Origin of the sequence: Streptomyces sp. Inha503 (assembly GCF_047215865.1) — a bacterium.
Classification (GTDB): Bacteria; Actinomycetota; Actinomycetes; order Streptomycetales; family Streptomycetaceae; genus Streptomyces; species Streptomyces lycopersici.
Window position 1 is genome coordinate 9,442,054 of record NZ_CP178360.1, and the last position, 24,907, is coordinate 9,466,960.

General features: G+C 72.5%; 23 protein-coding genes. 14 read left to right on the top strand and 9 right to left on the bottom strand.

Features of this window, described 5'->3' with window-relative positions; all coding sequences use genetic code 11:
* The first annotated feature begins 10 nt into the window (after positions 1-10).
* A complete protein-coding gene (locus ACJX2R_RS40040; protein WP_413104074.1) occupies positions 11-409 on the top strand; it encodes a DUF488 domain-containing protein in 399 nt (132 codons plus the stop codon).
* A gap of 19 nt (positions 410-428) precedes the next feature.
* Here the strand turns inward: ACJX2R_RS40040 and ACJX2R_RS40045 are convergent, their stop codons facing one another.
* The 5 genes from ACJX2R_RS40045 to ACJX2R_RS40065 all read right to left on the bottom strand — a co-directional run bounded on the left by ACJX2R_RS40045 (position 429) and on the right by ACJX2R_RS40065 (position 4,480).
* Positions 429-1,169, bottom strand: coding sequence for an FAD:protein FMN transferase (locus tag ACJX2R_RS40045; protein ID WP_371106028.1), 741 nt, complete (start codon positions 1,167-1,169; stop codon positions 429-431).
* A gap of 47 nt (positions 1,170-1,216) precedes the next feature.
* Complete coding sequence (locus ACJX2R_RS40050; RefSeq protein WP_262700883.1) at positions 1,217-1,693, bottom strand: FMN-binding protein; 477 nt, start codon at positions 1,691-1,693, stop codon at positions 1,217-1,219.
* Positions 1,694-1,706: 13 nt separating this feature from the next.
* Positions 1,707-3,035 (bottom strand): ferredoxin reductase family protein, encoded by a 1,329-nt coding sequence (locus tag ACJX2R_RS40055; RefSeq protein WP_262701009.1) that lies wholly within the window; start codon positions 3,033-3,035, stop codon positions 1,707-1,709.
* A 195-nt stretch (positions 3,036-3,230) separates the two neighbouring features.
* Positions 3,231-4,085, bottom strand: coding sequence for an endonuclease/exonuclease/phosphatase family protein (locus ACJX2R_RS40060; RefSeq protein ID WP_413104075.1), 855 nt, complete (start codon positions 4,083-4,085; stop codon positions 3,231-3,233).
* Positions 4,086-4,198: 113 nt separating this feature from the next.
* The gene (locus tag ACJX2R_RS40065) at positions 4,199-4,480 is read right to left on the bottom strand and encodes a hypothetical protein (protein WP_413104076.1); all 282 of its coding nucleotides are present in this window, start codon (positions 4,478-4,480) and stop codon (positions 4,199-4,201) included.
* A 140-nt stretch (positions 4,481-4,620) separates the two neighbouring features.
* On the opposite strand from ACJX2R_RS40065, the gene ACJX2R_RS40070 reads away from it, so the two are divergent.
* From ACJX2R_RS40070 to ACJX2R_RS40080, 3 genes are all read left to right on the top strand, one after another.
* Positions 4,621-5,817, top strand: a complete 1,197-nt coding sequence (locus ACJX2R_RS40070; RefSeq protein ID WP_413104077.1) for an argininosuccinate synthase — start codon at positions 4,621-4,623, stop codon at positions 5,815-5,817.
* Positions 5,818-5,930: 113 nt separating this feature from the next.
* Complete coding sequence (gene argH, locus ACJX2R_RS40075; RefSeq protein ID WP_020867141.1) at positions 5,931-7,361, top strand: argininosuccinate lyase; 1,431 nt, start codon at positions 5,931-5,933, stop codon at positions 7,359-7,361.
* Positions 7,362-7,399: 38 nt separating this feature from the next.
* The gene (locus ACJX2R_RS40080; RefSeq protein WP_413104078.1) at positions 7,400-8,389 is read left to right on the top strand and encodes an aldo/keto reductase; all 990 of its coding nucleotides are present in this window, start codon (positions 7,400-7,402) and stop codon (positions 8,387-8,389) included.
* 256 nt (positions 8,390-8,645) lie between these two features.
* On the opposite strand, the gene ACJX2R_RS40085 is transcribed toward ACJX2R_RS40080, so the two are convergent.
* Together ACJX2R_RS40085 and ACJX2R_RS40090 are read right to left on the bottom strand one after the other, a co-directional pair.
* On the bottom strand, positions 8,646-9,452 hold the full coding sequence (locus ACJX2R_RS40085; protein WP_413106066.1) for an alpha/beta fold hydrolase: 807 nt from the start codon (positions 9,450-9,452) through the stop codon (positions 8,646-8,648).
* 218 nt (positions 9,453-9,670) lie between these two features.
* Entirely contained in the window at positions 9,671-10,303 is a 633-nt protein-coding gene (locus ACJX2R_RS40090) for a lysophospholipid acyltransferase family protein (RefSeq protein WP_166484177.1), read from the bottom strand.
* Positions 10,304-10,607: 304 nt separating this feature from the next.
* Between ACJX2R_RS40090 and ACJX2R_RS40095 the strand changes: the two genes are divergently transcribed.
* From ACJX2R_RS40095 to ACJX2R_RS40105, 3 genes are all read left to right on the top strand, one after another.
* Positions 10,608-11,771: a glycerophosphodiester phosphodiesterase gene (locus ACJX2R_RS40095; RefSeq protein ID WP_413104079.1), complete on the top strand. Its 1,164-nt coding sequence runs from the start codon at positions 10,608-10,610 to the stop codon at positions 11,769-11,771.
* A gap of 123 nt (positions 11,772-11,894) precedes the next feature.
* Complete coding sequence (locus tag ACJX2R_RS40100) at positions 11,895-12,416, top strand: sigma-70 family RNA polymerase sigma factor (protein WP_413104080.1); 522 nt, start codon at positions 11,895-11,897, stop codon at positions 12,414-12,416.
* A gap of 123 nt (positions 12,417-12,539) precedes the next feature.
* Entirely contained in the window at positions 12,540-13,043 is a 504-nt protein-coding gene (locus tag ACJX2R_RS40105) for a GNAT family N-acetyltransferase (RefSeq protein WP_262700894.1), read from the top strand.
* A gap of 32 nt (positions 13,044-13,075) precedes the next feature.
* Here the strand turns inward: ACJX2R_RS40105 and ACJX2R_RS40110 are convergent, their stop codons facing one another.
* Positions 13,076-13,552, bottom strand: coding sequence for a hypothetical protein (locus ACJX2R_RS40110; protein ID WP_413106067.1), 477 nt, complete (start codon positions 13,550-13,552; stop codon positions 13,076-13,078).
* Between the two features lie 16 nt (positions 13,553-13,568).
* Positions 13,569-13,937: a hypothetical protein gene (locus ACJX2R_RS40115; protein ID WP_020867132.1), complete on the bottom strand. Its 369-nt coding sequence runs from the start codon at positions 13,935-13,937 to the stop codon at positions 13,569-13,571.
* A 148-nt stretch (positions 13,938-14,085) separates the two neighbouring features.
* Here ACJX2R_RS40115 and ACJX2R_RS40120 point away from each other — a divergent pair, with 148 nt between their 5' ends.
* The 7 genes from ACJX2R_RS40120 (at position 14,086) to cobT (ending at position 24,907) form a co-directional block, all read left to right on the top strand.
* On the top strand, positions 14,086-14,733 hold the full coding sequence (locus ACJX2R_RS40120) for an HAD-IA family hydrolase (RefSeq protein WP_413104081.1): 648 nt from the start codon (positions 14,086-14,088) through the stop codon (positions 14,731-14,733).
* 401 nt (positions 14,734-15,134) lie between these two features.
* A complete protein-coding gene (locus tag ACJX2R_RS40125) occupies positions 15,135-16,217 on the top strand; it encodes a methionine ABC transporter ATP-binding protein (RefSeq protein WP_413104082.1) in 1,083 nt (360 codons plus the stop codon).
* Entirely contained in the window at positions 16,214-16,996 is a 783-nt protein-coding gene (locus tag ACJX2R_RS40130; protein WP_413104083.1) for a methionine ABC transporter permease, read from the top strand. The genes ACJX2R_RS40125 and ACJX2R_RS40130 overlap by 4 nt, the downstream gene beginning before the upstream one ends.
* A gap of 90 nt (positions 16,997-17,086) precedes the next feature.
* Positions 17,087-17,911: a MetQ/NlpA family ABC transporter substrate-binding protein gene (locus ACJX2R_RS40135; RefSeq protein WP_413104084.1), complete on the top strand. Its 825-nt coding sequence runs from the start codon at positions 17,087-17,089 to the stop codon at positions 17,909-17,911.
* A gap of 206 nt (positions 17,912-18,117) precedes the next feature.
* Entirely contained in the window at positions 18,118-18,765 is a 648-nt protein-coding gene (locus tag ACJX2R_RS40140; RefSeq protein WP_413104085.1) for a GNAT family N-acetyltransferase, read from the top strand.
* Positions 18,766-19,074: 309 nt separating this feature from the next.
* Positions 19,075-20,328, top strand: coding sequence for a precorrin-6y C5,15-methyltransferase (decarboxylating) subunit CbiE (gene cbiE, locus ACJX2R_RS40145; RefSeq protein WP_413104086.1), 1,254 nt, complete (start codon positions 19,075-19,077; stop codon positions 20,326-20,328).
* A 280-nt stretch (positions 20,329-20,608) separates the two neighbouring features.
* Entirely contained in the window at positions 20,609-24,907 is a 4,299-nt protein-coding gene (gene cobT, locus ACJX2R_RS40150) for a nicotinate-nucleotide--dimethylbenzimidazole phosphoribosyltransferase (RefSeq protein WP_413104087.1), read from the top strand.

The following is a 24,907-nucleotide window of genomic DNA, read 5'->3' on the forward strand; positions in this document are numbered from 1 at the left end:
CCATGGGCGTATGGCCACCAAGAAAGCCTCCGCGCGAGCGTCCGCGTCCAAGCCCGCGATCCGGATCCGGCGGGTGTACGACGCCCCCGACCCGGACGACGGCACCCGCGTCCTGGTGGACCGCGTCTGGCCGCGCGGCCTCGCCAAGGCCGACGCCCAGCTGGACGAGTGGGTCAAGGACGCCGCCCCGTCCACCGAGCTGCGCCGCTGGTACGGCCATGACCCGGACCTCTTCCCGGAATTCACCAGCCGCTACCGCGCCGAGCTCACCACACCCGAGCGCCGCGAGGCCGTCGCCCACCTCCGCGAGCTGACCGCCCCCGGCCCCCTGACCCTCCTCACGGCCGTGAAGGACCTCGACTACGGCCATGTCCAGGTGCTGGCCGAGGCGATTCGCGACCAGGAGTGAGCGCCGCTGAGCCACGGCCCTATACGCACAGCTCCGCCGAATATCGGGCGAAGCCGCTGGTGTGCCAGGTGGAGCCGTCCGCGGTGATGAGATAAGCCTCGGCGTCGGGGAGCCGTCCCAGCCAGGGGCGGGCGCGCTCGGCGCCCATGGCGCAGGCCGCGGTGGCCACGGCGTCCGCGTCGGCCAGGCTGGTGGCGATCACGGTGACCGAGGCCAGGCCCCGCACCGGGGGGCGGCCGGTGTGGGGGTCCAGGATGTGGCAGCCCCGCTCGGCCGGGCCCGAGGTGGCCACGGCCAGCTCGCCGCGCGCCTCCACGACCGCCGCCAGCTCGCCCCGGCGCAGCGGATCGGCGATGCCCACCCGCCAGGGGCCGCCGTGCACCTGGACGTCGCCGCCGCCGTTCACACACACCGACCCGGCGCCCGAGGAGACCAGCATCCGGGCGGCGCGCTCCACCGCCCAGCCCTTGACCAGGCCCGTCGGGTCGAGCCGGCCACCGGCGTAGCGGGCGGTGAACCAGCCACCGCTGCGGTGCTCGGCGTCCTCGCACATCCGCAGCACGTCCCGGACCTCGGGGTCGCAGCGCGACAGCGTCAGCTCACCGCGTCCCAGCCGGCTGATCTGGCTGTCCCGGCGGTAGGTGGAGAACAGCTCGTCCACCCGGTGCAGCCCCACCACGGCGCCGTCCAGCGCGGCCTGCACCCGGGGCCGGTCGGCGGGCGCGACCTCGCGGATGTCGAAGGAGAAGACCGTGCCCATGACGTGCTCGACATGGCGCAGCGGCTCGGGTTCGTCCATTCCGTACGTCACTTGGCACCCGCCTTGTCGAGCGCGCTCTGGAGCGACTTGGCGTAGCCCTCGCTGGTGTAGGTGGCCCCGGAGACCGTGTCCACCTTCGCCGCGGCCACCGCCTGCTGGTTGAGCTTCGGGATGGAGTCCTTGGCGATCTGGTCGCTGCGCGGCCCGGAGTTTGGCGTCTTGACCGCCTGCGCGCCGGTGATCTTCCCGCCGTTGACGGTGAGGCTCACCTGGACCGGGCCGTACTGCGTCTGTACGGCGTCGCCGGTGACCGTACGGGCGCCGCCCGCACCCGCCCCGGCTCCCGCCCCTGCCCCGCCCGGCTGTGCCGTGGCCGCGACCGGGGGCGCCTGCCCCGGCTGGTTCTCGGCGACGGCCTGGCCGCCCCCCGAACCCGGCTGCTTCAGTGCGAGCAGCAGCACCACACCGGAGACGGTGGCGGCCGTGCCCACGACGATGCGGCGCAGCGGATGCTTCCTCTTCATGGCTTCACCTCGGTCACAGCTCGAAGGATTCGTGGTGGATCCGGCGATCCGGAACCCCCGCCTCACGCAGCGCCCCGTACGCGTGCTCGGCCAGGCCCGGTGGGCCGCACAGATAGACGTCGTGGTCCTCGATATCGGGGAGCAGATGGCCCAGCCGCTCCGCGGTGATCTCCGGCCGGGCGCCGTCCGGGCCGTTCACCGCGTACAGCAGCCGGGCCCCGCGCTCGGTCGCGATCTGCTTCAGCTCGTTCCACAGCGCCAGGTCCTCGACGCTGCGGGCCCGGTAGAGCAGGGTGAGGTCGCTGCCCTTGCCCGGCAGCGTCTCGAACAGCGCCCGGATCGGGGTGATCCCGGCACCGCCCGCGATCATCAGCACCTTGCCGCGGCTGCGCCGCGCCGCGGTCATCGCCCCGTACGGCCCCTCCGCCCACACCCGCGTCCCCGGCTCCAGCGAGGCCAGCCCCGTGCTGTGGCCGCCCACCGCCTTCACCGTGATCCGCAGCAGCTCCGGCCGGGGCGGCGCGGAGAGCGAGTACGGATGGGAGCCCCAGCGCATCCCCGGGGCCAGGAACCGCCATCGGAAGAACTGCCCGGCCTGTGCTCCGATCCGGTGCAGCTTGCGCCCCTTGATCAGCACCGAGACCACTCCGGGCGCCTCCGGTACGACGGCCTCCACCCGCATCCGGTGCCGCAGGTTGAGCCGCAGCGGGACCAGCAGCCGGTACCAGACCACCAGCGCGGTGACCGTGCCGTACAGCGCGTACCAGGCGGTCTCCGCGGTCTTGTTCCCGACGAACTCCGCGCCGGTCGCCAGCTGGTGCCAGAACGTCAGGAAGACCGCCAGATAGGTGAACAGATGCAGGTAGTACCACACCTCGTACGGCATCCGGCGGCGCACCATTCCCGCCGAGATCAGCCCGATCACCACCAGCATCGCGGTGCCGACCGCCGCCTTGATCATGTCCGGGTAGTCCATGACCACGGTGACGGACTGGTCGACGAGGCCGGTGCCCGCCTGCTCCGCGTAGCCCGCGATGATCAGCCCGACATGCGCCACGATCAGACACAGCGCGTACCGCCCGCTCAACGCGTGCCACCGCGCGACCCGGTCCGACCCCACCCGCCGCTCCAGCGCCGGAACGCGCGCCATCTGGAGGACGACGAGGGCGAGGACATAGCCGCCGAGCAGCCCGCTGAGCCGCCCGGCGTGGGTCAGCCACTGCGCCGTGCCGTCGACGTTCGGAGTGTTCTGCCACCACAGCGACAGCACCGCCGCCGCACCTGCCAGGCTGAGCAGGATCAACGGCACGGCATGCGAACGGCGGGGCTGGATGCGGCGCATGGCCTGCCGCCGCCCGGCCCGGCTGTTCAGTAGCGTCGTCACGGCCTGTCCCCTTCCCTTGGGCTCCGGCGCAAGGGAATACGGCCCCGAGCGCGGGATGACTCAAAGGCCGCCGGGATTCACAGGTTTCGGCCGCGGCTCACAGATTTCGGCCGTGGCTCACAGGTCCGGCTCAGGGTTCACAGGCTCCGCGCGTCACCGGCGGTGGCACACGGGCAGCAGCAGATCGCTCACCACGGGCAGGTGGTCCGACGCCTCCGGGTCCGCCGTGAACACCTGGGCGGTGAGCGGGCGCAGATCGTGGGAGGGGAGCAGGAAGTCGATCCGGGCGTGCGGGTCGACGGAGTCGTAGGTGAAGCCGTCGCCGGTGCCGGCCTGGGGCCAGACATCGCCCAGCACATCGGTCAGGGTCCGGATCTCCGGGGCCTCGGACGTGGCGTTCAGGTCGCCGACCAGGAGGGTGCGCTCGGGGGAGGACCCCAGGAGCTCGACGATCCGGGCGGACTGCCGCTCGCGCTCCTGGTTGTCGTCGTGCTGGAGATGCGTCACCGCGAACTCGACGCGGCTGCCGCCCACATCCAGCGTGGCCTGGAGCAGACCGCGCTGCTCATGGCCGGGGACGAGCGGCAGATGGGTGTTGGTCCAGGACTGGATCGGCCAGCGCGAGAGCACCGCGGTGCCGTACTGACGGCGCGGCCGGCCGGGCTCCTCCGGGTCCAGGTCGAGGTTGGCGCCGAAGGCGTGCCGCATCCCCAGCCGCTCGCCCAGCCAGGCGGGCTGGTCGGCGAAGCCGCTGCGCCTCCAGAACCGGTCGACCTCTTGCAGGCCGACGACGTCCACCCGCATGGCCTGGATCACCCGGGCGACGCGGTCCAGGTCCAGGACGTCCGCGGAGCTCGCGCCGTGGTGGATGTTGAACGTGGCCACGCGCAGCGGCCGCGAGCCGGTGGCGGCGACCGCCACCCCGGACGTCGCGGCGGCGGTGGCGCCGAGGCCGGCCGCCACGGCGAGGAACCGGCGGCGGCTGGAGGCGGGGCTCAGATGGTTCATGGCGGTCAGCGTGCGTTCCGGTTCCGAACGCCTTCCCACGGCGCCATGAACGGCCCCGGGCGGATGGGAGTCGTCTCGGCCGGAACGGTTCGCCGTCCGCGCCCGCACGGATATCACCGATGGTGGAACTTGATCGGGTAGGACACCGTTGAGCGCGGTTTGGGCTGCTTCTTGGTGCCCTTCCCGCCGTCCTTCTTTCCGTCGTCCCTCTCGAAGTGGACGGGATACCGGGCCGTCTGATGTGGATTCGGCGATTTGTCGTCACGGGTGTTGCCGTCACCGTGGTTGTTGATCCACAGGACCCCGACCACGAATACGCCGAGCACCCACATCTGCTTCTTCTGCACCGGCCCCGACTCCCCCTCGGTCCGCAGCTGCGCTCCCCGCCCCGCCATGGTCTCAGCCCGGCGGCCGAATGGGCAGGTGCTGCCGCGTGGTGCAGCGCCACCGTTGACGTGAAGGGCCCCGCATTGACGAAACATACGGCGCAGTGCATACTCATGCAGAGAAGCGCATGGATCGTAAGGAGGCACCCGTGACCGAGCGCGTCGTACTCGCCTACTCGGGCGGCCTGGACACCTCCGTCGCCATCGGCTGGATCGCCGAGGAGACGGATGCGGAGGTCATCGCCGTCGCCGTGGACGTCGGCCAGGGCGGTGAGGACCTGGACGTCATCCGCAAGCGCGCGCTCGCCTGCGGGGCGGTCGAGGCGGAGGTCGCGGACGCCAAGGACGAGTTCGCCGAGGAGTACTGCCTTCCGGCGATCAAGGCCAACGCGCTGTACATGGACCGTTACCCGCTGGTCTCCGCGCTGTCCCGGCCCACCATCGTGAAGCACCTGGTGGCCGCCGCCCGCAAGCACGGCGCCGGGACCGTCGCCCACGGCTGCACCGGCAAGGGGAACGACCAGGTGCGGTTCGAGGCCGGTATCTCCTCCCTCGCCCCCGATCTGAACTGCGTCGCACCGGTCCGGGACTACGCGATGACCCGGGACAAGGCGATCGCCTTCTGCGAGGCCAAGGGCCTGCCGATCGCGACCACCAAGAAGTCGCCGTACTCGATCGACCAGAACGTCTTCGGGCGGGCCGTGGAGACCGGCTTCCTGGAGGACATCTGGAACGCGCCGATCGAGGACGTCTACGAGTACACCTCCAATCCGGCCACCCGGCGCGAGGCCGACGAGGTGATCATCACCTTCGACAAGGGCGTCCCCGTCGCGATCGACGGCGAGCGCGTCACCGTGCTCCAGGCCATCCAGCGGCTGAACGAGCGGGCGGGCACCCAGGGCGTCGGCCGGATCGACATGGTCGAGGACCGGCTGGTGGGCATCAAGTCGCGGGAGGTCTACGAGGCGCCCGGCGCCATCGCGCTGATCACCGCCCACCAGGAGCTGGAGGCCGTCACCGTCGAGCGCGAGCTGGCCCGCTACAAGCGGCAGGTCGAGCAGCGCTGGGGCGAGCTGGTCTACGACGGTCTGTGGTTCTCGCCGCTCAAGCGGGCCCTGGACGGATTCATCGCCGAGGCCAACGAGCATGTGTCCGGCGAGATCCGGATGACCCTGCACGGCGGCCGGGCCGTCGTCACCGGACGGAAGTCGCAGGCGTCGCTCTACGACTTCAACCTGGCGACCTACGACACCGGCGACACGTTCGACCAGTCGCTGTCCAAGGGCTTCATCGAGATCTTCGGCATGTCCAGCAAGATCGCCGCGAAGCGGGATCTGCGGCAGTAGCCTGCCTACCAGCGTCAAGCCCGCGTACCCGACGTACGCGACGCGTCACCAGCCGCCTCCCCGCCCCGCGCCGGGGAGGCGGTCGCACACCCACAGCCGACAGGAGCAACAGCGTGAGCAACGGCAACAGCGGCGACGTCCGGCTCTGGGGCGGCCGCTTCGCCGACGGCCCGTCCGAGGCACTGGAGAAGCTCAGCGCCTCCGTGCACTTCGACTGGCGCCTGGCGCCGTACGACATCGCCGGATCCCGCGCCCACGCCCGGGTGCTGCACACGGCGGGGCTGCTCACCGCCGATGAGCTGGAGCGGATGCTGGCGGGCCTGGACCGGCTGGAGGCCGATGTGGCCTCCGGCGACTTCACCGGCACCATCGCCGACGAGGACGTCCACACCGCCCTGGAGCGCGGTCTGCTGGAGCGGCTGGGCCCGGACCTCGGCGGCAAGCTGCGGGCCGGACGGTCCCGCAACGACCAGATCGCCACCCTCTTCCGGATGTATCTGCGCGACCACGCCCGGATCGTCGGCGGGCTGATCGCCGACCTCCAGCAGGCCCTGGTGGGGCTCGCGGAGGCGCACCCGGACGTCGCGATGCCCGGCCGTACCCACCTCCAGCACGCCCAGCCGGTGCTCTTCGCCCACCATGTCCTCGCCCATGTCCAGGCGCTGTCGCGGGACGCGGAGCGGCTGCGGCAGTGGGACGAGCGCACCGCCGTCTCGCCGTACGGCTCGGGCGCGCTGGCCGGGTCCTCGCTGGGTCTCGACCCGCAGGCGGTCGCGGCCGACCTCGGCTTCGAGCGGGGCTCGTCCGCCAACTCGCTCGACGGCACGGCCTCCCGTGACTTCGTCGCCGAGTTCGCGTTCATCACCGCGATGATCGGCGTCGATCTGTCGCGGATCGCGGAGGAGATCATCCTCTGGAACACGAAGGAGTTCTCCTTCGTGACCCTCCACGACGCCTTCTCCACCGGCTCCTCGATCATGCCGCAGAAGAAGAACCCGGACATCGCGGAGCTCGCGCGCGGCAAGTCCGGCCGGCTGATCGGCAACCTCACCGGGCTGCTGGCCACGCTCAAGGCCCTGCCGCTCGCGTACAACCGCGACCTCCAGGAGGACAAGGAGCCGGTCTTCGACTCCTGCGACCAGCTGGAGGTGCTGCTCCCGGCCTTCACCGGGATGATGGCCACGCTGACCGTCAACCGCGAGCGCATGGAGGAGCTGGCCCCGGCCGGGTTCTCGCTCGCCACCGACATCGCCGAATGGCTGGTGCGGCAGGGCGTGCCGTTCCGGGTGGCGCACGAGGTCGCCGGGGAATGCGTAAAGGAGTGCGAGCGGACGGGCATCGAGCTCGACCAGCTCACCGACGAGCAGTTCGCCAAGATCTCGCCGCATCTGACGCCGGAGGTCCGCGGCGTCCTCAATGTGCAGGGCGCGCTGGCCGCACGCGGCGGCCGCGGCGGCACCGCCCCGGTGGCGGTCCGGGCCCAGCTCGCGGAGGTCAAGGAGGATCTGGCCGCCCAGTACGCGTGGGCGGGCGCCAAGCGCTGACGGCGACAGACCGAAAGGGAAAGGTGGGGACACGGAGTATGGGCGTCGAACGTCTCACGGAGATCGCGGCCCCCGGGGCGGGGACGGCCCGGATCGGGCTCGGCCTGGCTGCGGTCGGCCGCCCCGCCTACATCAACCTCGGCCGGGACCGTGACCTCCCGGCCGAGCGCCCGGTCGAGGTGATGCGGCGGCGCAGCCATGAGCTGCTGGACGCCGCGTACGCCGCCGGGGTGCGCTATCTGGACGCGGCGCGCTCCTACGGCCGGGCCGAGGAGTTCCTCGCCGACTGGCTGCTGGAGCGCCCGGACGCCGCCCGGGACGTGGTCGTCGGCTCCAAGTGGGGCTATACCTATGTCGCCGAGTGGCGTACGGACGCCGAGACCCACGAGGTCAAGGACCATGGCGTAGAGACCTTCGACCGGCAGCGCGAGCTGACCGACGCGCTGCTCGGCGACCGGCTGGACCTGTACCAGATCCACTCGGTGACCCCAGACAGCCCCGCCCTCACCGACCCCGAGCTGCACGCGCGGCTGGCCGGGCTCGCCGCGGAGGGCGTGACGGTCGGCGTCTCCACCAGCGGTCCGCGCCAGGCCGAGGCGATCCGTGCCGCGCTGGCCGTGGAGGTCGACGGCCGGCCGCTCTTCCGTACCGTCCAGTCCACCTACAACCTGCTGGAGCCCTCGGCCGGGGCGGCGCTGGCCGAGGCCCATGAGGCGGGCCGGGTGGTCATCGTCAAGGAAGCCGTGGCCAACGGTCGGCTCACCGAGGCGGCCGAGCGGCTTCCGGAGCCCCTGCGCCGGGTGGCCGAGGAGACGGGCGCCACTCCGGACGCCGTCGCGCTGGCCGCGGTGCTGCACCGGCCCTGGGTGACGGTCGTCCTCTCCGGCGCCGCCACGGAGGACCAGCTGCGCTCCAACCTGGCCGCCGCGGATCTCCGCCTGGACGAGTCCGGACTGGCCCGGCTGGAGCGGCTGGCCGAGCCTCCGGAGGCCTACTGGCGGCACCGCTCGGAGCTGCCCTGGGTTTGACGCTTCCGGACCAGGGGCCCGCGCGGGCCCGGCTGAGCGCTCTGCTGGGAGTGCCCCGAGAGGCTGTCGACGTCCGCGGCGCCGTCGTGGCTGGTCGCGCCCCGTGGCGGAGCCCCGCCTTCCAGCCCCTCCGGCGCTTGAGGAGCGGGGTCTGGGGCGGAGCCCCAGTTGTGGGAAGGGGCGGGTAGGGGGAAGCACCGATATGCGGCTCCGCCGCGTGGCCCGCCGCAGGCGTACGCGTACCGCCGGACACCAGCTACAGCAGGCTCAGGAACGAACGCACCGCGCGGGCATACGGCCGGGGCGCGTCGTCATGGATCCAGTGACCGCACCCGGCGAATTCGCGAAGCTTCGTATCGGGGCGGCGGGTGGCCATCTCGTGCGCATGGCCCGGCGGCAGCAGCGGGCTGTGCTCACCGCGCATCAGCAGCGCGGGGCAGGAGGAGCCCAGCCAGTCGTCCCAGAAGTCACCGCACATCGCCTGCTGGGACGCCATCATGTGGCTGGGCTCGAACAGCAGCCGCCAGCCGCCCGATTGCGGGTCCGGCTCGGCGCTGTCCAGGAAGTACGAGGCGTCCGGGATGCCCCGGGACTCTATGGCGGCGCGCAGCTTCTCCCGGTCCACGGCCCAGGTCGGCCACCCGGAGACATCGAGCACCGGATGGCTGACCACCGGACGGTCCGTCACCGCGCCGATGTCCTCGACGACGAGCGCGCTCACCAGATCCGGATGGCGGGCGGCCAGCGCGTACGCGCCGACCGCGCCGGTGGAGTGGGCGACGACCGGGACCGGGCCGAGCCTCAGCTCCCGCAGCAGCGCGGCGGCGTCGGCCACGTACTCGTCCAGTGTGAAGGGGCCACCGCCGCCGGTCAGCCCGTGCCCCCGCTGATCGAGGGCGATCACCCGCCGTTCGGGGGCGAGGGCGGCGGCCAGCGGTGCGTACATCCGGCCCCGGCCGAAGTGGCCGTGCAGGGCCAGGACCGGGTCGCCCGGTCCGCCGAAATCGGTCACGGCGAACCGCCGACCGCGCAGCGTCACGAAGTCGGGGGAGGGCACGGTCATCGTGGTCACCCGCGGCACCATAGTGGCCGTGCCCGGTGGTGACCAGCGGGTAACGGAATCAGGTCTTCCGCAAATCTACCGACCCGCGACACCGGCCGGAGCGCCGGCTCGCCGGACCGCGAGGCGGCGTTTCGGCCAAACCGGGCCGGGGCGCACAAGTGCGGCGGCCCGGAAACCCCGGACCGCCGCGGTTCGCCCGAAACATCAGGCTTCAGCCGTCATGCGGCGGACTTCGCCTTCGTGGCGTAGATGTCCACGTACTCCTGCCCCGACAGCCGCATGACCTCGCTCATCACCTCGTCGGTCACGGCCCGCAGTACATAGCGGTCGCGGTCCATGCCCTCGTAGCGGGTGAACTCCAGCGGCTCGCCGAAGCGGACCTCGACCTTGCCCGGCCGCGGCAGCCCCTTGCCGCCCGGCTGGATCCGGTCGGTTCCGATCATCGCGAACGGCACCACGGGCGCGCCGGTCATCAGCGCGAGGCGGGCGATACCGGTGCGGCCGCGGTAGAGGCGGCCGTCGGGGGAGCGGGTGCCCTCGGGGTAGATGCCGAAGACCCTGCCCTCCTCCAGCACCCGGCGCCCCGTCATCAGCGCCGCCACGCCGCCGCGCCCGCCGTCCCGGTCCACCGGGATCATGCCGACACCGGTGAAGAACCAGGCCATCAGCCGGCCCTTGAGGCCCTTGCCCGTGACGTACTCGTCCTTGCCGATGAAGAAGACCTGACGGTCACAGACCAGCGGCAGGATCATCGAGTCGATGAAGGTGAGATGGTTCCCGGCGAGGATCACCGGGCCCGAGCCCGGAATGCCCTCGGCCCCCTCGACCCGTGGGCGGAACATCAGGCGCATCAGCGGACCGAGTACTGCCTTCAGAAACGCGAATCGGGACACGGGCCCTCCGGTCGGGGTCAAGGTCTGGGACGCAACCGTGTACGGTCCGTCAACCTCGTACCGCACCCGAGCGCCGATGAGGACGATACTCGCCGGTCGCGCTCCGGCGCACACCAGGTTCACCCACCTGGTACGCGGTGTTGACCCGCGTTCCCCACGCGTTTCACCCGATGTCTCCCGCAGGAAAGCCGCCCACGCCTACCATCAGGCCGTTCTCTGACGGGATTTGACAGGTGTTGAACACCACATCAAGGAGTGCTGCATGGAGCGGGAGCAGAAGCCCGGACGGCGCGCCCTGCTGGGGGCCGCGGCCCTCGGTGCGGGAGCGATGGCGCTGAGCGGTGCGGGCACGGCGACGGCCGCGGAGCCGCGGACCGCGCCGGACGCGGCCGCGGGAGCGTCCGGCCGGGGCCATGAGCTGCCGGTTCCCACCGTGATCGGCCACCGCGGCGCCAGCGGCTACCGGCCCGAGCACACTTTCGGCTCGTACCAGCTCGCCCTGGACATGGGCGCGGACATCATCGAGCAGGACCTGGTCCCCACCAAGGACGGCCATCTGGTCTGCCGCCACGAGAACGACATCACGGCCACCACGGACGTCTCCGCCCACCCGGAGTTCGCCGACCGCAAGACCACCAAGACGGTCGACGGCACCAAGCTCACCGGCTGGTTCACCGAGGACTTCACCCTCGCCGAGCTGAAGACGCTGCGCGCCAAGGAGCGCATCCCGGGCAACCGCCAGCGCAACACCCTCTACGACGGCCGCTGGGAGGTGCCCACCTTCGAAGAGGTGCTCCAGTGGGCCGAGCGCGAGGGCCGCGCGCGCGGCCGCCGGGTCTGGCTGTACGTGGAGACCAAGCACCCCACCTACTTCCGCAAGCTCGGCCTCGGCCTCGAGGAGCGGGTGGCCAAGCTGCTCCGCCGCTACGGCCGCCACCGCGAGGACTCGGCACTGTTCCTCCAGTCCTTCGAGCCCAGCAGCATCCAGCGGCTGCGCAAGCTGGTGGACACCCCGTCCGTCGTGCTGCTGTCCACCATCAACAGCCGGCCCTGGGACTTCGTCGAGGCGAACGACCCGCGGACGGTCGCGGACCTGGTGAAGCCCGAGGGGCTCAAGTGGATCGCGAGCTACGCCCAGGGCATCGGCCCCGATCTGTCGGTCATCATCCCCCGGACGCCGGACGGCAAGCTGGGCACGCCGACGAGCGTGGTGAAGGACGCCCACGCGGCGGGACTGATCCTGCACCCGTACACCATGCGCAACGAGAACACCTTCCTCCCGGCCGACTTCCGGCGCGGCACCGACCCCAACGCCTACGGTGACGCGTTCGGGGCGTTCAAGGCATACTTCGCGACCGGGATCGACGGCATCTTCTCCGACAACGCGGACACCGCGCTGCTCGCGGCGGCGGACTTCCGCAAGTGACCCGCCCGTGAGGGCGGCGGCGGGGGCGCGCGTGCGTCAAGGCGCGGCCCCGCCGCTTCCCCGGTCGGGTGAGACCGCGGTCACCCGGCAACCACCCCGCGACCGGTCCTCGTCCCGCCCGGCATGGACCTTGTGAAGCAGCTGGGCCCGTTGCTGGCCGCCGAAGCGGCGGCCGAGGCACACGGCGTCGGCGTCGAGCCCGCCGAACTCGAACAGGCCGTCTGGCTGCGGCTGCTGGAACGCACCCGGGACACCGGCCCGCCGCCCCACCCCGCCCGCTGGCTGCGCTGCGCCGTACGGGCCGAGGTGCGCGGGGCCAGGCGCCGGGCGCGCTGCGAGGTGCCGTACGACCCGGTGGCCGGCGGCCCGCCCAGCGGCCCCGAGCCCCGGCCGGCCGAACACGCCGTGCTGGCCGCGGAGACCCGCCGGACGCTGCGCGCGGCGGTGCGGCGGCTGCCGGGGCGCTGCCCCGCGCTGCTCGCGGCGATGCTCTCCCGCGCCGACCCCACGTATCGCGAAATCGCCGGTCAGTTGGGAATGTCACAGGGCAGTCTGGGCCCGGTACGTTCCCGATGTCTGGGTTGCCTGCGCAGAATGCTCACGGCGGAGGTTGCGGCTCCTGAACCGTGGGGAAAGGAGCGATAGACAACCGGCGCCTCGGAGGCGGACGCCGACCACGCGGCGCCTCCACCCAGGCCATGAACCCCCGGTCGCACTCCTACCCTCACCGCGACCGGTGGACTGACGACATAGGGGAGGCATGCGCACATGGGCATGAGCGTGACCATCTCCGCGGCGACCGCGGACGACGCCGAGCAGATCCTGAAGCTTCAGTATCTCTGTTACCAGGGCGAGGCGGAGCTCTACGGCGACTACTCGATCGAACCGCTGACGCAGTCGCTCGACGACCTGCGCGCCGAACTGAGCGAGGGCTGTGTGCTCGTCGCCCGGCTCGGCGCGGAGGTCGTCGGCTCGGTCCGCGGAGTCGTCGACGACAAGGGGACCGCCGCCATCGCCAAGCTGATCGTCCACCCCCGGATGCAGCGGCACGGCCTGGGCGGGCGGCTGCTCGCGGCGATCGAGGAGCGGCTCTCCGGGGAGCGGGCCGCCAAGCGGTACCGCCTGTTCACCGGCCACCGCAGCGAGGGCAATCTGCGGCTGTACCGCCGCTACGGGTACGCCCAGGTGGGCACCGAGGAGGTCAACCGCAGGCTGAGCCTGGTCACCCTGGAGAAGGACGCCACGGCCACCGCGTACGCCGCCAGCGCCTGACGCGGGACCGCAGGACCGCGGGCCCGCCGGGGTCAGCCCCGGCGGGCCTTCCTGAGCCACAGCAGGCCCGTGACCGGCAGGAAGATGGGGATGAACAGATAGCCCATCCCGTAGTCGGACCACACCGTCTGGTCCGGGAAGGCCGATGGGTCGGCGAGGGTCCAGGTGCCCACGGTCAGCACCCCCACCAGCTCCAGCGCACAGCAGACGATCGCCGCCTTACGGGCGCCCTCGCCGCCGCGCACCAGCGAGACCGTGATGAACGCGTACACCGCGGCGGAGACCGCCGAGAGGATGTAGGCGAGCGGGGCCTCCTGGTACTGCGCGATCAGCTGGTAGATCGAGCGGGACGCGGCGGCCACCGTGAACACCCCGTAGAGCATCACCAGCAGCCGCCCCGGGCCCTGACCGAGCCCGGTGCGCGCAGCGGATTCCGGCTTCCCGGCCGCCTTCTCCGCTTCTCCGGTCGCCTTCTCGGCCGCTTTCCCGGCCGCCGGGTCCTCGGTCATCGACGCCTCCCGTGATTCAGCCACCGACGCCTCCCCAGATGTCGTAGAGCCGCACCTCGAGCACGGCCAGCACCACGGCCGCCGCGGAGACCGTCGCCGACCCCCAGCGGGTCCGCTCCGTCAGCGACATGAACGCCGCGATCGGCACCGCGAGCGCCGAGCCGATGAGATACGCCACGAAGATCGCCACACCCTGCTGGGGGTCGGCCCCGCCCGCCAGCCGCACCACTCCTATGACCAGCTGCACGATCGCCAGCAGGGCCACCACGGCCATGCCGATGAAGTGCCAGTCCTTGGTCGGCTGGTCCCGGTAGGCGGCGAAGCCGCACCACGCGGCGAGGAGGAGCGCGGTCACACCGAGCGCGACCGTCAGCGCGTCGATCAACGGGACCTCCGCGCGGTGCGGCGGCGCACCCGAGGGCGGCGCACACAGGGAGTGACAAGCATGGGACGAGGGTAATCGGCCCGGCCCACCGCCCCGCGCCCGGCCCCGCGCCCGGGGGCCTCCGACGCCCCCACGTACGCTGCGGCACATGAAGATCTCCGCTGGCGCGCTGTTGTTCGACAACGACGGAACCCTCGTCTCCTCCCTGGACTCGGTGCATCGCTGCTGGACCCGCTGGGCCGAGGAGCAGGGGATCGCGGCGGAGGACTTCGCCCGGGTCGAGCTGCACGGCCGCCCGGCCGACGACATCATCGCCGAGCTGCTCCCCGCCGACCGCGCCCCGCGGGCCCGGGCGCGCATCGACGAGCTGGAGCTGGAGGACGTACCGGGCGGGGTGAAGCTGCTCCCCGGCACCGCCGAGCTGCTGGCCGGGCTGCCCGCCGGGCGCTGGGCCGTGGTCACCTCCGCCAACCGCGAGCTGGCCGAGGCCCGCCTCGCCGAGGTGGCGATCCGGCCCGGGACGCTGATCAGCGCCGATGACATCACCCGCGGCAAGCCCCACCCCGAGCCGTTCCTGCTGGCCGCCGAGCGGCTCGGAGTCGACCCGGCACGCTGTGTGGTCTTCGAGGACGCCCCGGCCGGGCTCGCGGCGGGCCGCGCGGCCGGGATGCGGACCGTGGCATTGGCCACAACGACCGACCGGGCCGAGCTGGTCGCCGATGTCGTGGTCGAGGACCTGTCGGCCGTGTCCGCACAGGTCTCCGACGGGGGAGTGGAGATCACCTGCCGGGTCTGAGCCGGGTCCCGGCCACCCCGCCGACCGTCCACGGACCGAGCAGCGCCGTCCGCTATACGGACATGCTTGATGGGTCCGCACCGGTGTCTGTTTTACTTGCGGCCATGACCACGACGAGCTGCCGCATCCCTGCGACCGAGGCGATCCCCACGCCCGGTGCTCGTTGTCGGTGTCGAATGTGTGACTGCTGAGGGCCCCCGCTGAGCCTCGCGCCCCGAAGCGAGACCCGCTGAGCCGGATCCGTGCGTCCATCGCGCCGGACCGCGCCGCCCCGCGTCACCGGAACCCGAACCGCGCCCACACACCGGGCCTGCCCTCGGGTCCACCCTGCCGCGTTCCGAAATGAACGAGCCGTGCCCGGCGGCACCAACCGCCGTGCACTCAACAGTGACGGAAACCCTGTGATCACCACCACGGACCTGACCAAGGTCTACCGCTCACGAGGCCGCGAGGTCACCGCCCTCGACGGCGTCGATCTGCATGTCCGCGAGGGTGAGGTGTACGGCGTCGTCGGCCAGAGCGGCGCCGGGAAGTCCACCCTCATCCGCTGCGTCAACCTCCTGGAGCGCCCCACCTCCGGCACGGTCACCGTGGCCGGCCAGGACCTGACCGCACTGGCCGGCCGAGGCCGGGGGGCACCTCCCGGCGGTAGCTGGGGGAGAGCGGGGTCCGCGCTGCGCCAGGCCCGCAGCCGGGTCGGCATGGTGTTCCAGCACTTCAACCTGCTCTCCTCGCGCACCGTGCGGGACAACGTCGAGCTGCCCCTGGAGATCCTCGGCGTCTCCGGCAAGGAGCGCACCCGCAAGGCCCTGGAGTTGCTGGAGCTGGTGGGCCTCGCCGACAAGGCGAAGGCGTACTCGGCACAGCTCTCCGGCGGCCAGAAGCAGCGCGTCGGCATCGCCCGCGCGCTCGCCGGCGACCCCAAGGTGCTGCTCTCGGACGAGGCGACGTCAGCGCTGGACCCCGAGACCACCCGCTCGATCCTCCAGCTGCTGCGCGACCTCAACGAGCAACTGGGCCTGACCGTGCTGCTCATCACCCACGAGATGGACGTCGTCAAGACGATCTGCGACTCGGCCGCGCTGATGCGCGACGGGCGGATCGTGGAGTCCGGCAAGGTCAGCGAGTTGCTGGCGACGCCCGGCTCCGAGCTGGCCCAGGAGCTCTTCCCGGTCGGCGGGGTGCCCTCGGGCGAGGACCGCACGGTCGTGGACGTCACTTTCCAGGGCGAGGCGGCCACCAAGCCGGTCATCTCCCAGCTGTCCCGTACGTACAACATCGACATCTCGATCCTCGGCGCCGCCATGGACACCGTCGGCGGCCACCAGGTCGGGCGGATGCGGATCGAGCTGCCCGGCCGGTTCGAGGAGAACGTCGTCCCGATCGGCTTCCTGCGGGAGCAGGGCCTCCAGGTCGATGTGGCGGCCATCGCCGACGGCCCGCGCGCGAACCCGACCCCGCTCCTCAAGGAGGGCGCCAAGTGACCTGGTCCGAGATGGAGCCCCTGCTGGAGCAGGCATGTTGGGACACCCTCTACATGGTCGGCTGGTCGGCGCTGATCGCCGTCGCCGGCGGACTGCCGCTCGGCGTGCTGCTGGTCCTCACCGACCGCGGCGGAGTGCTCCAGAACGTGGTGGTGAACAAGGTCGTCGGGCAGGTCGTCAACATCGCCCGCTCGATGCCGTTCATCATCCTGATGGTCGCCCTGATCTCCTTCACCCGCGCGATCGTCGGCACCACCATCGGTCCCGAGGCCGCCATCGTGCCCCTGGCCATCGGCGCCATCCCCTTCTACGCCCGGCTCGTGGAGACCTCGGTGCGCGAGGTGGACGGCGGGCTGGTGGAGGCCGTGCAGTCGATGGGCGGCTCCACCTGGACGGTCGTCCGCAAGGTGCTGCTGCCCGAGTCGCTGCCCTCGCTGATCTCCAGCGCGACCACCACGATCGTCGCGCTCATCGGCTACTCCGCGATGGCCGGCACGGTCGGCGCCGGTGGCCTCGGTGACCTGGCGGTCCGCTACGGCTATCTGCGGTTCGAGACCAAGCTGATGTGGATCACCGTCGCCATCCTCGCGGTGGTCATCGCCATCATCCAGTTCGCGGGCGACCTCGCCGCCCGCGGCCTGTCGCACCGCGGCCGCTCCTCGGTCGCCCCGCGGCTGGTGCTGCTGCGCGGCGGCGCGTCCCGGGCCGGGAAGCCCGCGCCGGAGCGGCGGGCCGCGCCCGCCGAGATCGAGACCGTGGAGCCCACCAAGGTCCCCTGAGCCCCCACCCCCTCACCCCCGTACCGCCCCGCCGAATTCCGCTTCCGCACCCGCGGCGGATTCGTGCGCCCCTAAAGAAAGGCACTTTTCGTGCGTAACACCACCAAGACCGTCGCAACCGTCCTCGCCGCCGGAGCGCTCGCCCTCGGTGCCGCCGCATGCGGCGCCCCGGGTTCGTCGGACGACAAGAACGGCGCGCTGGTCGTGGCCGCGAGCCCCGTCCCGCACGCGGAGATCCTCAACTACGTCAAGGACCACCTGGCCGACAAGGCGGGCCTCAAGCTCGAGGTGAAGGAGTTCACCGACTACAACACGCCGAACCTCTCCACCCAGGACGGCTCGGTCGGTGCCAACTACTTCCAGAACCAGCCGTTCCTCGACGACTTCAACAAGAAGAAGGGCACCGACATCGTGCCCGTCGTCACCGTGCACCTCGAACCGCTCGGCCTCTACTCGCACAAGGTGAAGAAGGCTGACCAGCTCAAGAAGGGCGCCACCGTGGCCGTCCCGAGCGACACGGTCAACGAGGCCCGCGCGCTGAAGCTGCTGGACGCCAATGACGTCATCAAGCTCAAGAGCGGCGTCGGCAACGAGGCCACCCCCAAGGACATCGCCGCCAACCCCAAGGGCCTGAAGTTCAAGGAGCTGGAAGCCGCCCAGCTGCCGCGGTCGCTAGACGACGTGGACGCCGCGGTCATCAACGGCAACTACGCCATCGAGGCAAACCTCAAGCCCGCCAAGGACGCCATCATCCTCGAATCGCCCAAGAACAACCCGTACGGCAACTTCCTGGCCGTGAAGAAGGGCAATGAGGACGACCCGCGCGTCAAGAAGCTGGCCAAGCTCCTCACCTCCCCCGAGGTGAAGAAGTTCATCAAGGACAAGTACCAGGGCTCCGTACTGCCGTCCTTCTGATCCACGGCGCACCGCGGCCACCGCGGCCACCGCAACGAATAGGCCAACGTTTCCCGCCCGTTGGCGGATCCCCCGAGGCTCCGCATCCGGACCACAACCGGATGCGGAGCCTTACGATTCACCCCCCGTGCTGCATTTCCCCTGCGTGATGCTGCATGCTGGGCCTTTCCACGGCCCAGACAACCACCCCGGTTACGGAGCGGCGCATGACATCCACCTTCCCGGACATCTCCATCAGCACGGAACGGCTGGTGCTGCGCCCGTTCGAGGAAGCGGACATACCCGCGCTCGCGGACATGATGAACGACGAAAGCGTCATCGCCTGGACCCGGGCGCCCTATCCGTACAACGTCGCCGACGCCCGCGACCAGGCGCTGCGACTCGCCCCCGCGGAACGGACCACCGGCCGCGGAATCGTCTTCGCGGTCGCCGAATTCCTCACCCAGCGGCTCGTCGGCATCGTGCATCTGCGCAATACCGACTGGCGGCTGCTGGCCACCGAGGTCAGCTATATCGTCGCCCACTGGGCGCGCGGTGAGGGCTATGCCTCGGAGTCGGTGCTGGCCGTGGCCCGCTGGCTGTTCCAGGACCAGAAGTTCGAGCGCCTGGAGCTGCGCACCGCCGCCGGCAACACCGCCGCCCAGCAGGTCGCCCAGAAGGTCGGCTGCATCAGCGAGGGCGTATTGCGCCACGCCTGGATAGCCCGCACCCAGACGGAGGACGGCGGCTGGACCGATCTGCGCACCGACCTCATCGTCTGGAGCCTGCTCGCCGAGGATCTCGACGGCGCCCCCGACCGGATCTCCGGACCCGACGGATTCGGCGTCTACCCCAGCTACTCCGACTGGGGCTGACACCCCGACCGCATCCGGCCGGGGCGGACATCCGGCGCATTCGCGCCGTGCGCGCCCTCGGCGCACCACCCCAGCGCCCGCCCCCCGCTCCGGCGGTCCGGACCAGCCGGGGTACTCTCTGTCCGCGCCGAGCTCCCCGGGCCTCGGCGTCGTCCGTGGCCGTGACCCGCGCATCCGCGGCGCACCGGCCGCGACCCGCTCGTGGACCCCCGCGGGCGAGAGCACCGCGACGCATCCGCACCCCACCGCGACGCACCTGACAGACCCGACCCGCCGCACACCCGCCACACATAGGGGAGAAAAAGGACGATGGCCGACCGCGTCACGGTGATCGGTTGGGACGGCACCCCGCTCACGGACGCGGCCCGCTCCGCCCTCGGCGCGGCCACCCTCGTGGCCGGCGCCGCCCATCACCTGGCGCTGCCCGAAGTCCCGCCCGGCGCCGAGCGGATCCGGCTCGGCAGCGTGGACCTCGCGGCCCGCAGGATCGCCCAGCACCGCGGCTCCGCCGTGGTCCTGGCCGACGGCGACCCCGGCTTCTTCGGCGTCGTCCGCGCCCTGCGCGCCCCCGAGCACGGGCTCGAGGTCGAGGTCGTCCCCGCCGTCTCCTCCGTCGCCACCGCCTTCGCGAGGGCCGGGATGCCCTGGGACGACGCCCAGGTCGTGGTCGCCCACAGCCGCGATCTGCGCCGCGCGGTCAACGTCTGCCGCGCCCACACCAAGGTCGCCGTCCTCACCTCGCCCGGCGCGGGGCCCGCCGAACTCGCGCTGCTGCTCGGCCCGGTGCACCGCACCTTCGTCATCTGCGAGGCCCTGGGCACCGAGCGCGAGCAGGTCACCGTGCTGACCTCCGACAAGGCCGCCGACCACGCCTGGCGCGACCCCAACGTCGTCATCGTCATCGGCGGCTCCGGCATAGCGCCCGTCCGCGGCGGCTCGTCGGCCGGTGCCGGCCGCGGCGCGCTCCCGGGCGGCGGCTGGATCGCCGGACGCGAGCCCGGCTACCCCGGCACCGTCCGCGGCTGGGCGCTGCCAGGACCCGCGTACGGGACCGCGCTGAGCGAGAGCGAGTCCCCGCAACTGCGCGCCCTTCAACTCGCCCGCGTCGGCCCCCGCCTGGGCGACCTGGTCTGGGACATCGGAGCGGGCAGCGGCGCGGCGGCCGTCGAGACCGCCGGGTTCGGCGCCGCCGTCATCGCCGTCGACCGCGACCCGGACGCCTGCGAGCGCACCGCCACCCTGGCCCGCCGCTTCGCCGTACAGCTCCAGGTGGTCCAGGGCGTCGCGCCCGAGGTGCTGGAGGATCTGCCGGAGCCGGATGTGGTGCGGATCGGCGGTGGGGGCGCGCCCGTGGTCGCCGCGTGCGCCGCGCGCCGCCCCGAGCGCATCGTCACACAGGCCGCGACCCGGGACGAGGCGGAGGCCATCGGCGCGGCGCTGGAGGACGGCGGCTACGCCGTCGAATGCGTGCTGTCGCAATCCGTCGAACTGGACACGCGTGGCTGGACCGAACGGGAGCGCGCGGTCGCCTTCATGCTGTGCGGCCACCGCCCGCACCAGTGATTTTGTCCTTGTGACGTTCGCCCCGAGCTTCGCCCCGGTGACCTGCTCCGGGCACTGCCCGGGGTAGGCTGGCGGATCGTTGTACCGCCTGTACCGCTGCCCGGCGTTCGGTGCTTTATTGGCCAAAGGTCGGAATGTGCCCTTCCCTTGGCGGGGCCGCGGTAGGCAAGGCTCGGGCGTGTCTACGTGCCGCGCACGGCGCATGCTCGTTCTTGCTCAGGGGGCTTGCTCTCGGCGGTAGGCGGTTGGAAGGAGCACTAGCGATGGGCGAGGGGTACGCATGACCGACACCGGCCAGGTCCCGGGCGAGGGACTGCCGGAGAACGCAGGCGGACGACTCGGACACCCGCACCCGGCGGATGTCCACGCCCCGCCCGCCGACGCCGGTTACACCGAACAGCCGCAGCCCGGTGTCCCTCCCGGCGCCGCCTACGCCTTCCCCGACGGCTCCGAACACGGAGGCGAGGAGGACGACCTGCTGCTGATGCCGGGCGCCCAGGGCGCCTGGAGCGAGCAGCAGGCCCAGTACCAGACCGGGGCGTACGAAACCGGGGCGTACGAGGCGGGCGTGCTCGACCCCGCCGCGTACGCCGAGGCCCAGATGCCCGAGCCACAGCCCGTGGCGGAGCAGCCCGTACCGCAGCAGGCCCCCGCCCCGGCCGCTTACGCGGCGCCCGCCGCCCCCGCCCGGCGGCCGCTCCATATGGGCCCGCCGGTGCCCGACACCTCCAACGGCGTGGTGCGTTCGCTCGCCGACCGGGGTCCGGCGGCGGGTCGGCACGCCGCGCCCGTACGCCAGCCGGAACCTCAGCCGCAGGCGGGGCCGGAGCAGCAGGCCGCCCCGGAGGTTCTGGAGCCGCAGCTCGCGCCGGAGCCGCAGCCGCAGGTGCCGCACCAGGTCGCGTCCCAGCCGGAGGCGCGGCCCGAGCCGCAGCCGGAGTACGGGGTGGGGGCCCAGCAGGGCGTCCCGGCGCCCGAGCAGGGCGGGATGCCAGGGCCGGGCGGGACGGCCGAGCAGCCGTTCGCCGGGCCCGGGCAATTCGTCATGCCCGAGCAGCCGTTCGCCGCGCCCGAGCAGTTCGTCGTTCCCGAGCAGCAGCCCGTCATGCCCGAGCAGCCGCTGGCGGCGGACTACTCCACCGCGCCCCAGTACGCCGCCGGGCCGCAGTACTTCACCCCGCAGCCCGAAGACCCGGGTCGGCTCCCCGGGCCCCAGCTCGCGGACCTCTCGCAGCTCGTCGATGCCCCGCCGCCGGGGGACGCGTGGGACTCCACGCCGCCGGTGCAGCAGGCCGTTCCCGTGGAGACGGGGGTTCCGGCCGAGGAGCCCCAGGTCGCGGAGGTGCCCGAAGCGGAGCCCGCTCCCGGCCAGTTCGCCCAGCCCGAGGCGGTGGCGCCGGAGGCGCAGCCGGTCCCGATGGACCAGGGATATGTGGACCAGGGGTATGTGGATCCGGCCGCCGTGGATCCGGCTGTCGCGGACCCGCATCAGACGGGTGCGACCATCCCGGCCCAGGCCGGGGCGCCCGTCGTGGAGCCCGCCCCGCAGGCCGCCGTGGCCGACGAGCAGGTCGTCGACATCCCGGCCCAAGCCCAGACCGAGCCCGTCACCGAACAGCCCGAGGCCCAGCCGGTCCCGGCTCCGGCCGCGGAGACCGCGCCGGAGATCCCGGCGCAGCTGGCCCATGAGCCGATCGCGATCGAGATGCCGCCCGCTCCCGCCGCCGAGGCCCCCGCCGAGGAGGCCGCTCAGCAACCACCCGAGCAGCCCGGCGAAACGGTGGAGCAGCCGGCCGTGGACCCGGGCCACTCGATAGTGGCCGACGAGGTGCCTCAGCCCGAGGCGTCCGCCGCCGAGGAACCGTCCGCCGCCGAGGCGTCCCAGCAGGAGCCGCCCGCCGAGCCGCGGGTGGAGGGGGCACCTGAGGCGGAGGCGGCACCGGAGGCCGAGGCCGAGGCCGTGACGCCGGAGGAGCCCGCCGAGGAGCGGACGGCGGCCGAGGCGCCCGAGCAGACGGCGGCCGAGCAGGAGCCCGAGCCGTCCGCCGCCGAGCCGGAGCCCCCCGAGGCAGCGGCCGAGGCCGTGGCTGAGGAGCCGTCACCGGAGGAGCAGGCTCCCGAGGCCGAAGCGGCGGACACCCCGGACGCCGAGGCCGCCGCGAGCGAAGCGCCCGAGGCGGAGGCGCCCGAGGCGGAGGCGCCCGAGACCGCCGAGGCAGCGCCGGAGTCCGGTACGGAGGCCACCGAGCCGACGTCGGAGGCTGAGGCAGGGGCGGAGGCCCAGCCCGCCGAACCCGAGGCCGCGGCCATCGATACGTCCCCCGAAGGCGAGGCCACCGAACCCGAGGCCACCGAGCCCGAAGCCGTCGAGTCCGAGGCCGCTGAGCCCGAGACCCGGGCCGCGGAGCAGGACGCCACGGCGCCGGAGGCCGGTATCCCGGAATCCGACGCCCCGGAAGCCACCGAGCTCGAGGCCAGCGCGATGGCACCCACCGAGGCCGAGGCCGAGACCGCCGAACCGGAGGCCACGGACGCGGAAGCCGACGCCCCTGAAGCCACGGAGCCCGACGCCAGCGCCGCCGAAGCCGAAGCCGTCGCCTCCGAAACCGCCGACGCCGAAGCCACCGATGCCGAGGCCACCGCCCCCGCCCCGGAGCCCGAGCCCGAATCGGAACCCGAGACGGCCCCCGAGGACGCCAACCCCGAGGACACCGCCCCCGAGACGGCCCCCGAATCCGCCGCGGAGCCGGAGCCCGACTCGGAAACCGAATCGGAAACCAAGCCGGAGCCGGAGCCAGAGCCAGAACCGGAGCTCGAGCCCGAGGCGGTCCCCATCCCCCTCGGCCCCCGCGCCGAGGGGTACGACGAGGCCGAGCGCGCCGCCGTCCACCGCGTGATGCGCGAGCGCCGCGACATCCGTAACGGCTTCCGGTCCGACCCCATCCCGCACGAAGTCCTGCTGCGCGTCCTCGAGGCCGCGCACACCGCGCCCAGCGTCGGGCACTCCCAGCCGTGGGACTTCGTCGTGATCCGCTCGGCGGAGACCCGGCGCGCCATGCACGAGCTGGCCATGCGCCAACGGGACGCGTACGCCAAGTCCCTCCCCAAGGGCCGGGCCAAGCAGTTCAAGGAACTGAAGATCGAGGCCATCCTCGAGACCCCGGTCAACATCGTCGTCACCGCCGACCCCACCCGTGGCGGCCGCCACACCCTCGGCCGGCACACCCAGCCGCAGATGGCGCCGTACTCCTCCGCGCTCGCGGTGGAGAACCTGTGGCTCGCCGCCCGCGCCGAGGGCCTCGGCGTCGGCTGGGTCAGCTTCTTCGACGAGCGTGAGATGGTGCGGGAGCTCGGGCTGCCCGAGCATCTGGAGATCGTGGCGTATCTGTGCGTCGGATACGTCGACGAGTTCCCGGAGGAGCCGGAGCTGATGAAGGCCGGGTGGTCCAAGCGCCGCCCGCTGTCCTGGGTGGTCCACGAGGAGTCGTACGGCCGCCGCACCCTGCCCGGCGGGGACCCGCACAATCTGCTCCAGGAGACCCTGCGGGGCATCCGCCCGCTGGACGCCAAGGCGCTCGGCGAGGCGTGGGAGCGGCAGAAGCGGATGACCAAGCCGTCCGGCGCGCTCGGCATGCTGGAGATCATCTCCGCCCAGCTGAGCGGGCTGTCCCGGCAGTGCCCACCGCCGATCCCGGAGCCCGCGGCCGTCGCGATCTTCGCGGGCGACCACGGGGTGCACGCACAGGGCGTCACCGCCTGGCCGCAGGAGGTCACCAGCCAGATGGTGGCCAACTTCCTGGGCGGCGGCGCGGTCTGCAACGCCTTCGCCGGTCAGGTGGGCGCCGAGGTGTGCGTCGTGGACGTCGGCGTGGCGAGCGATCTGCCCAGCACCCCCGGGCTGCTGCCGCGCAAGGTGCGGGCGGGCACCGGAGACTTCACCGTCGGCCCCGCGCTCACCCGCGAGGAGGTGCTGCGCGCCATCGAGGTGGGCATCGAGACGGCCCGCGACCTGGTGGCCGCCGGGAACAAGGCGCTGCTCACCGGGGAGATGGGGATCGCCAACACGACCGTGTCGGCCGCCCTGGTCTCCATCTACACCGGCGCCGACCCGGCCGAGGTGACCGGCCGCGGCACGGGCATCAACGACGAGATGCACGCGCGCAAGATCGATGTCGTACGGCGCGGTCTCGAACTGCACCAGCCCGATCCGGCCGACCCCATCGGCGTCCTGTCGGCGATCGGCGGCCTGGAGCACGCCGCGATCGCCGGGTTGCTGCTGGGCGGCGCCTCGCTGCGTACGCCCGTGATCCTGGACGGGGTGAGCGCGGGCGCCGCCGCGCTGGTCGCCCGCGCCATCGCGCCCGAGGTGCTGGCGGCCTGCATCGCGGGCCACCGCAGCGCCGAGCCGGGCCATGTGGCGGCCCTGAACAAGCTGGGCCTGCGCCCCCTGGTCGACCTGGATCTGCGGCTCGGCGAGGGCACCGGGGCGCTGCTCGCCCTCCCGGTGGTGCAGAGCGCGGCACGGGCGATGCACGAGGTGGCCACGTTCGACTCCGCAGGGGTCACGGAGAAGAACTGA

Excerpts from the sequence above, each read along its gene's own strand:
- ACJX2R_RS40040 (WP_413104074.1), top strand. The coding sequence starts at position 11 with ATGGCCACCAAGAAAGCCTCCGCGCGAGCGTCCGCGTCCAAGCCCGCG.
- ACJX2R_RS40045 (WP_371106028.1), bottom strand. The coding sequence starts at position 1,169 with ATGGGCACGGTCTTCTCCTTCGACATCCGCGAGGTCGCGCCCGCCGAC.
- ACJX2R_RS40050 (WP_262700883.1), bottom strand. The coding sequence starts at position 1,693 with ATGAAGAGGAAGCATCCGCTGCGCCGCATCGTCGTGGGCACGGCCGCC.
- ACJX2R_RS40055 (WP_262701009.1), bottom strand. The coding sequence starts at position 3,035 with ATGCGCCGCATCCAGCCCCGCCGTTCGCATGCCGTGCCGTTGATCCTG.
- ACJX2R_RS40060 (WP_413104075.1), bottom strand. The coding sequence starts at position 4,085 with ATGAACCATCTGAGCCCCGCCTCCAGCCGCCGCCGGTTCCTCGCCGTG.
- ACJX2R_RS40065 (WP_413104076.1), bottom strand. The coding sequence starts at position 4,480 with ATGGCGGGGCGGGGAGCGCAGCTGCGGACCGAGGGGGAGTCGGGGCCG.
- ACJX2R_RS40080 (WP_413104078.1), top strand. The coding sequence starts at position 7,400 with ATGGGCGTCGAACGTCTCACGGAGATCGCGGCCCCCGGGGCGGGGACG.
- ACJX2R_RS40085 (WP_413106066.1), bottom strand. The coding sequence starts at position 9,452 with ATGACCGTGCCCTCCCCCGACTTCGTGACGCTGCGCGGTCGGCGGTTC.
- ACJX2R_RS40090 (WP_166484177.1), bottom strand. The coding sequence starts at position 10,303 with ATGCGCCTGATGTTCCGCCCACGGGTCGAGGGGGCCGAGGGCATTCCG.
- ACJX2R_RS40095 (WP_413104079.1), top strand. The coding sequence starts at position 10,608 with ATGGAGCGGGAGCAGAAGCCCGGACGGCGCGCCCTGCTGGGGGCCGCG.
- ACJX2R_RS40100 (WP_413104080.1), top strand. The coding sequence starts at position 11,895 with ATGGACCTTGTGAAGCAGCTGGGCCCGTTGCTGGCCGCCGAAGCGGCG.
- ACJX2R_RS40105 (WP_262700894.1), top strand. The coding sequence starts at position 12,540 with ATGGGCATGAGCGTGACCATCTCCGCGGCGACCGCGGACGACGCCGAG.
- ACJX2R_RS40110 (WP_413106067.1), bottom strand. The coding sequence starts at position 13,552 with ATGACCGAGGACCCGGCGGCCGGGAAAGCGGCCGAGAAGGCGACCGGA.
- ACJX2R_RS40120 (WP_413104081.1), top strand. The coding sequence starts at position 14,086 with ATGAAGATCTCCGCTGGCGCGCTGTTGTTCGACAACGACGGAACCCTC.
- ACJX2R_RS40140 (WP_413104085.1), top strand. The coding sequence starts at position 18,118 with ATGACATCCACCTTCCCGGACATCTCCATCAGCACGGAACGGCTGGTG.
- cbiE (WP_413104086.1), top strand. The coding sequence starts at position 19,075 with ATGGCCGACCGCGTCACGGTGATCGGTTGGGACGGCACCCCGCTCACG.
- cobT (WP_413104087.1), top strand. The coding sequence starts at position 20,609 with ATGACCGACACCGGCCAGGTCCCGGGCGAGGGACTGCCGGAGAACGCA.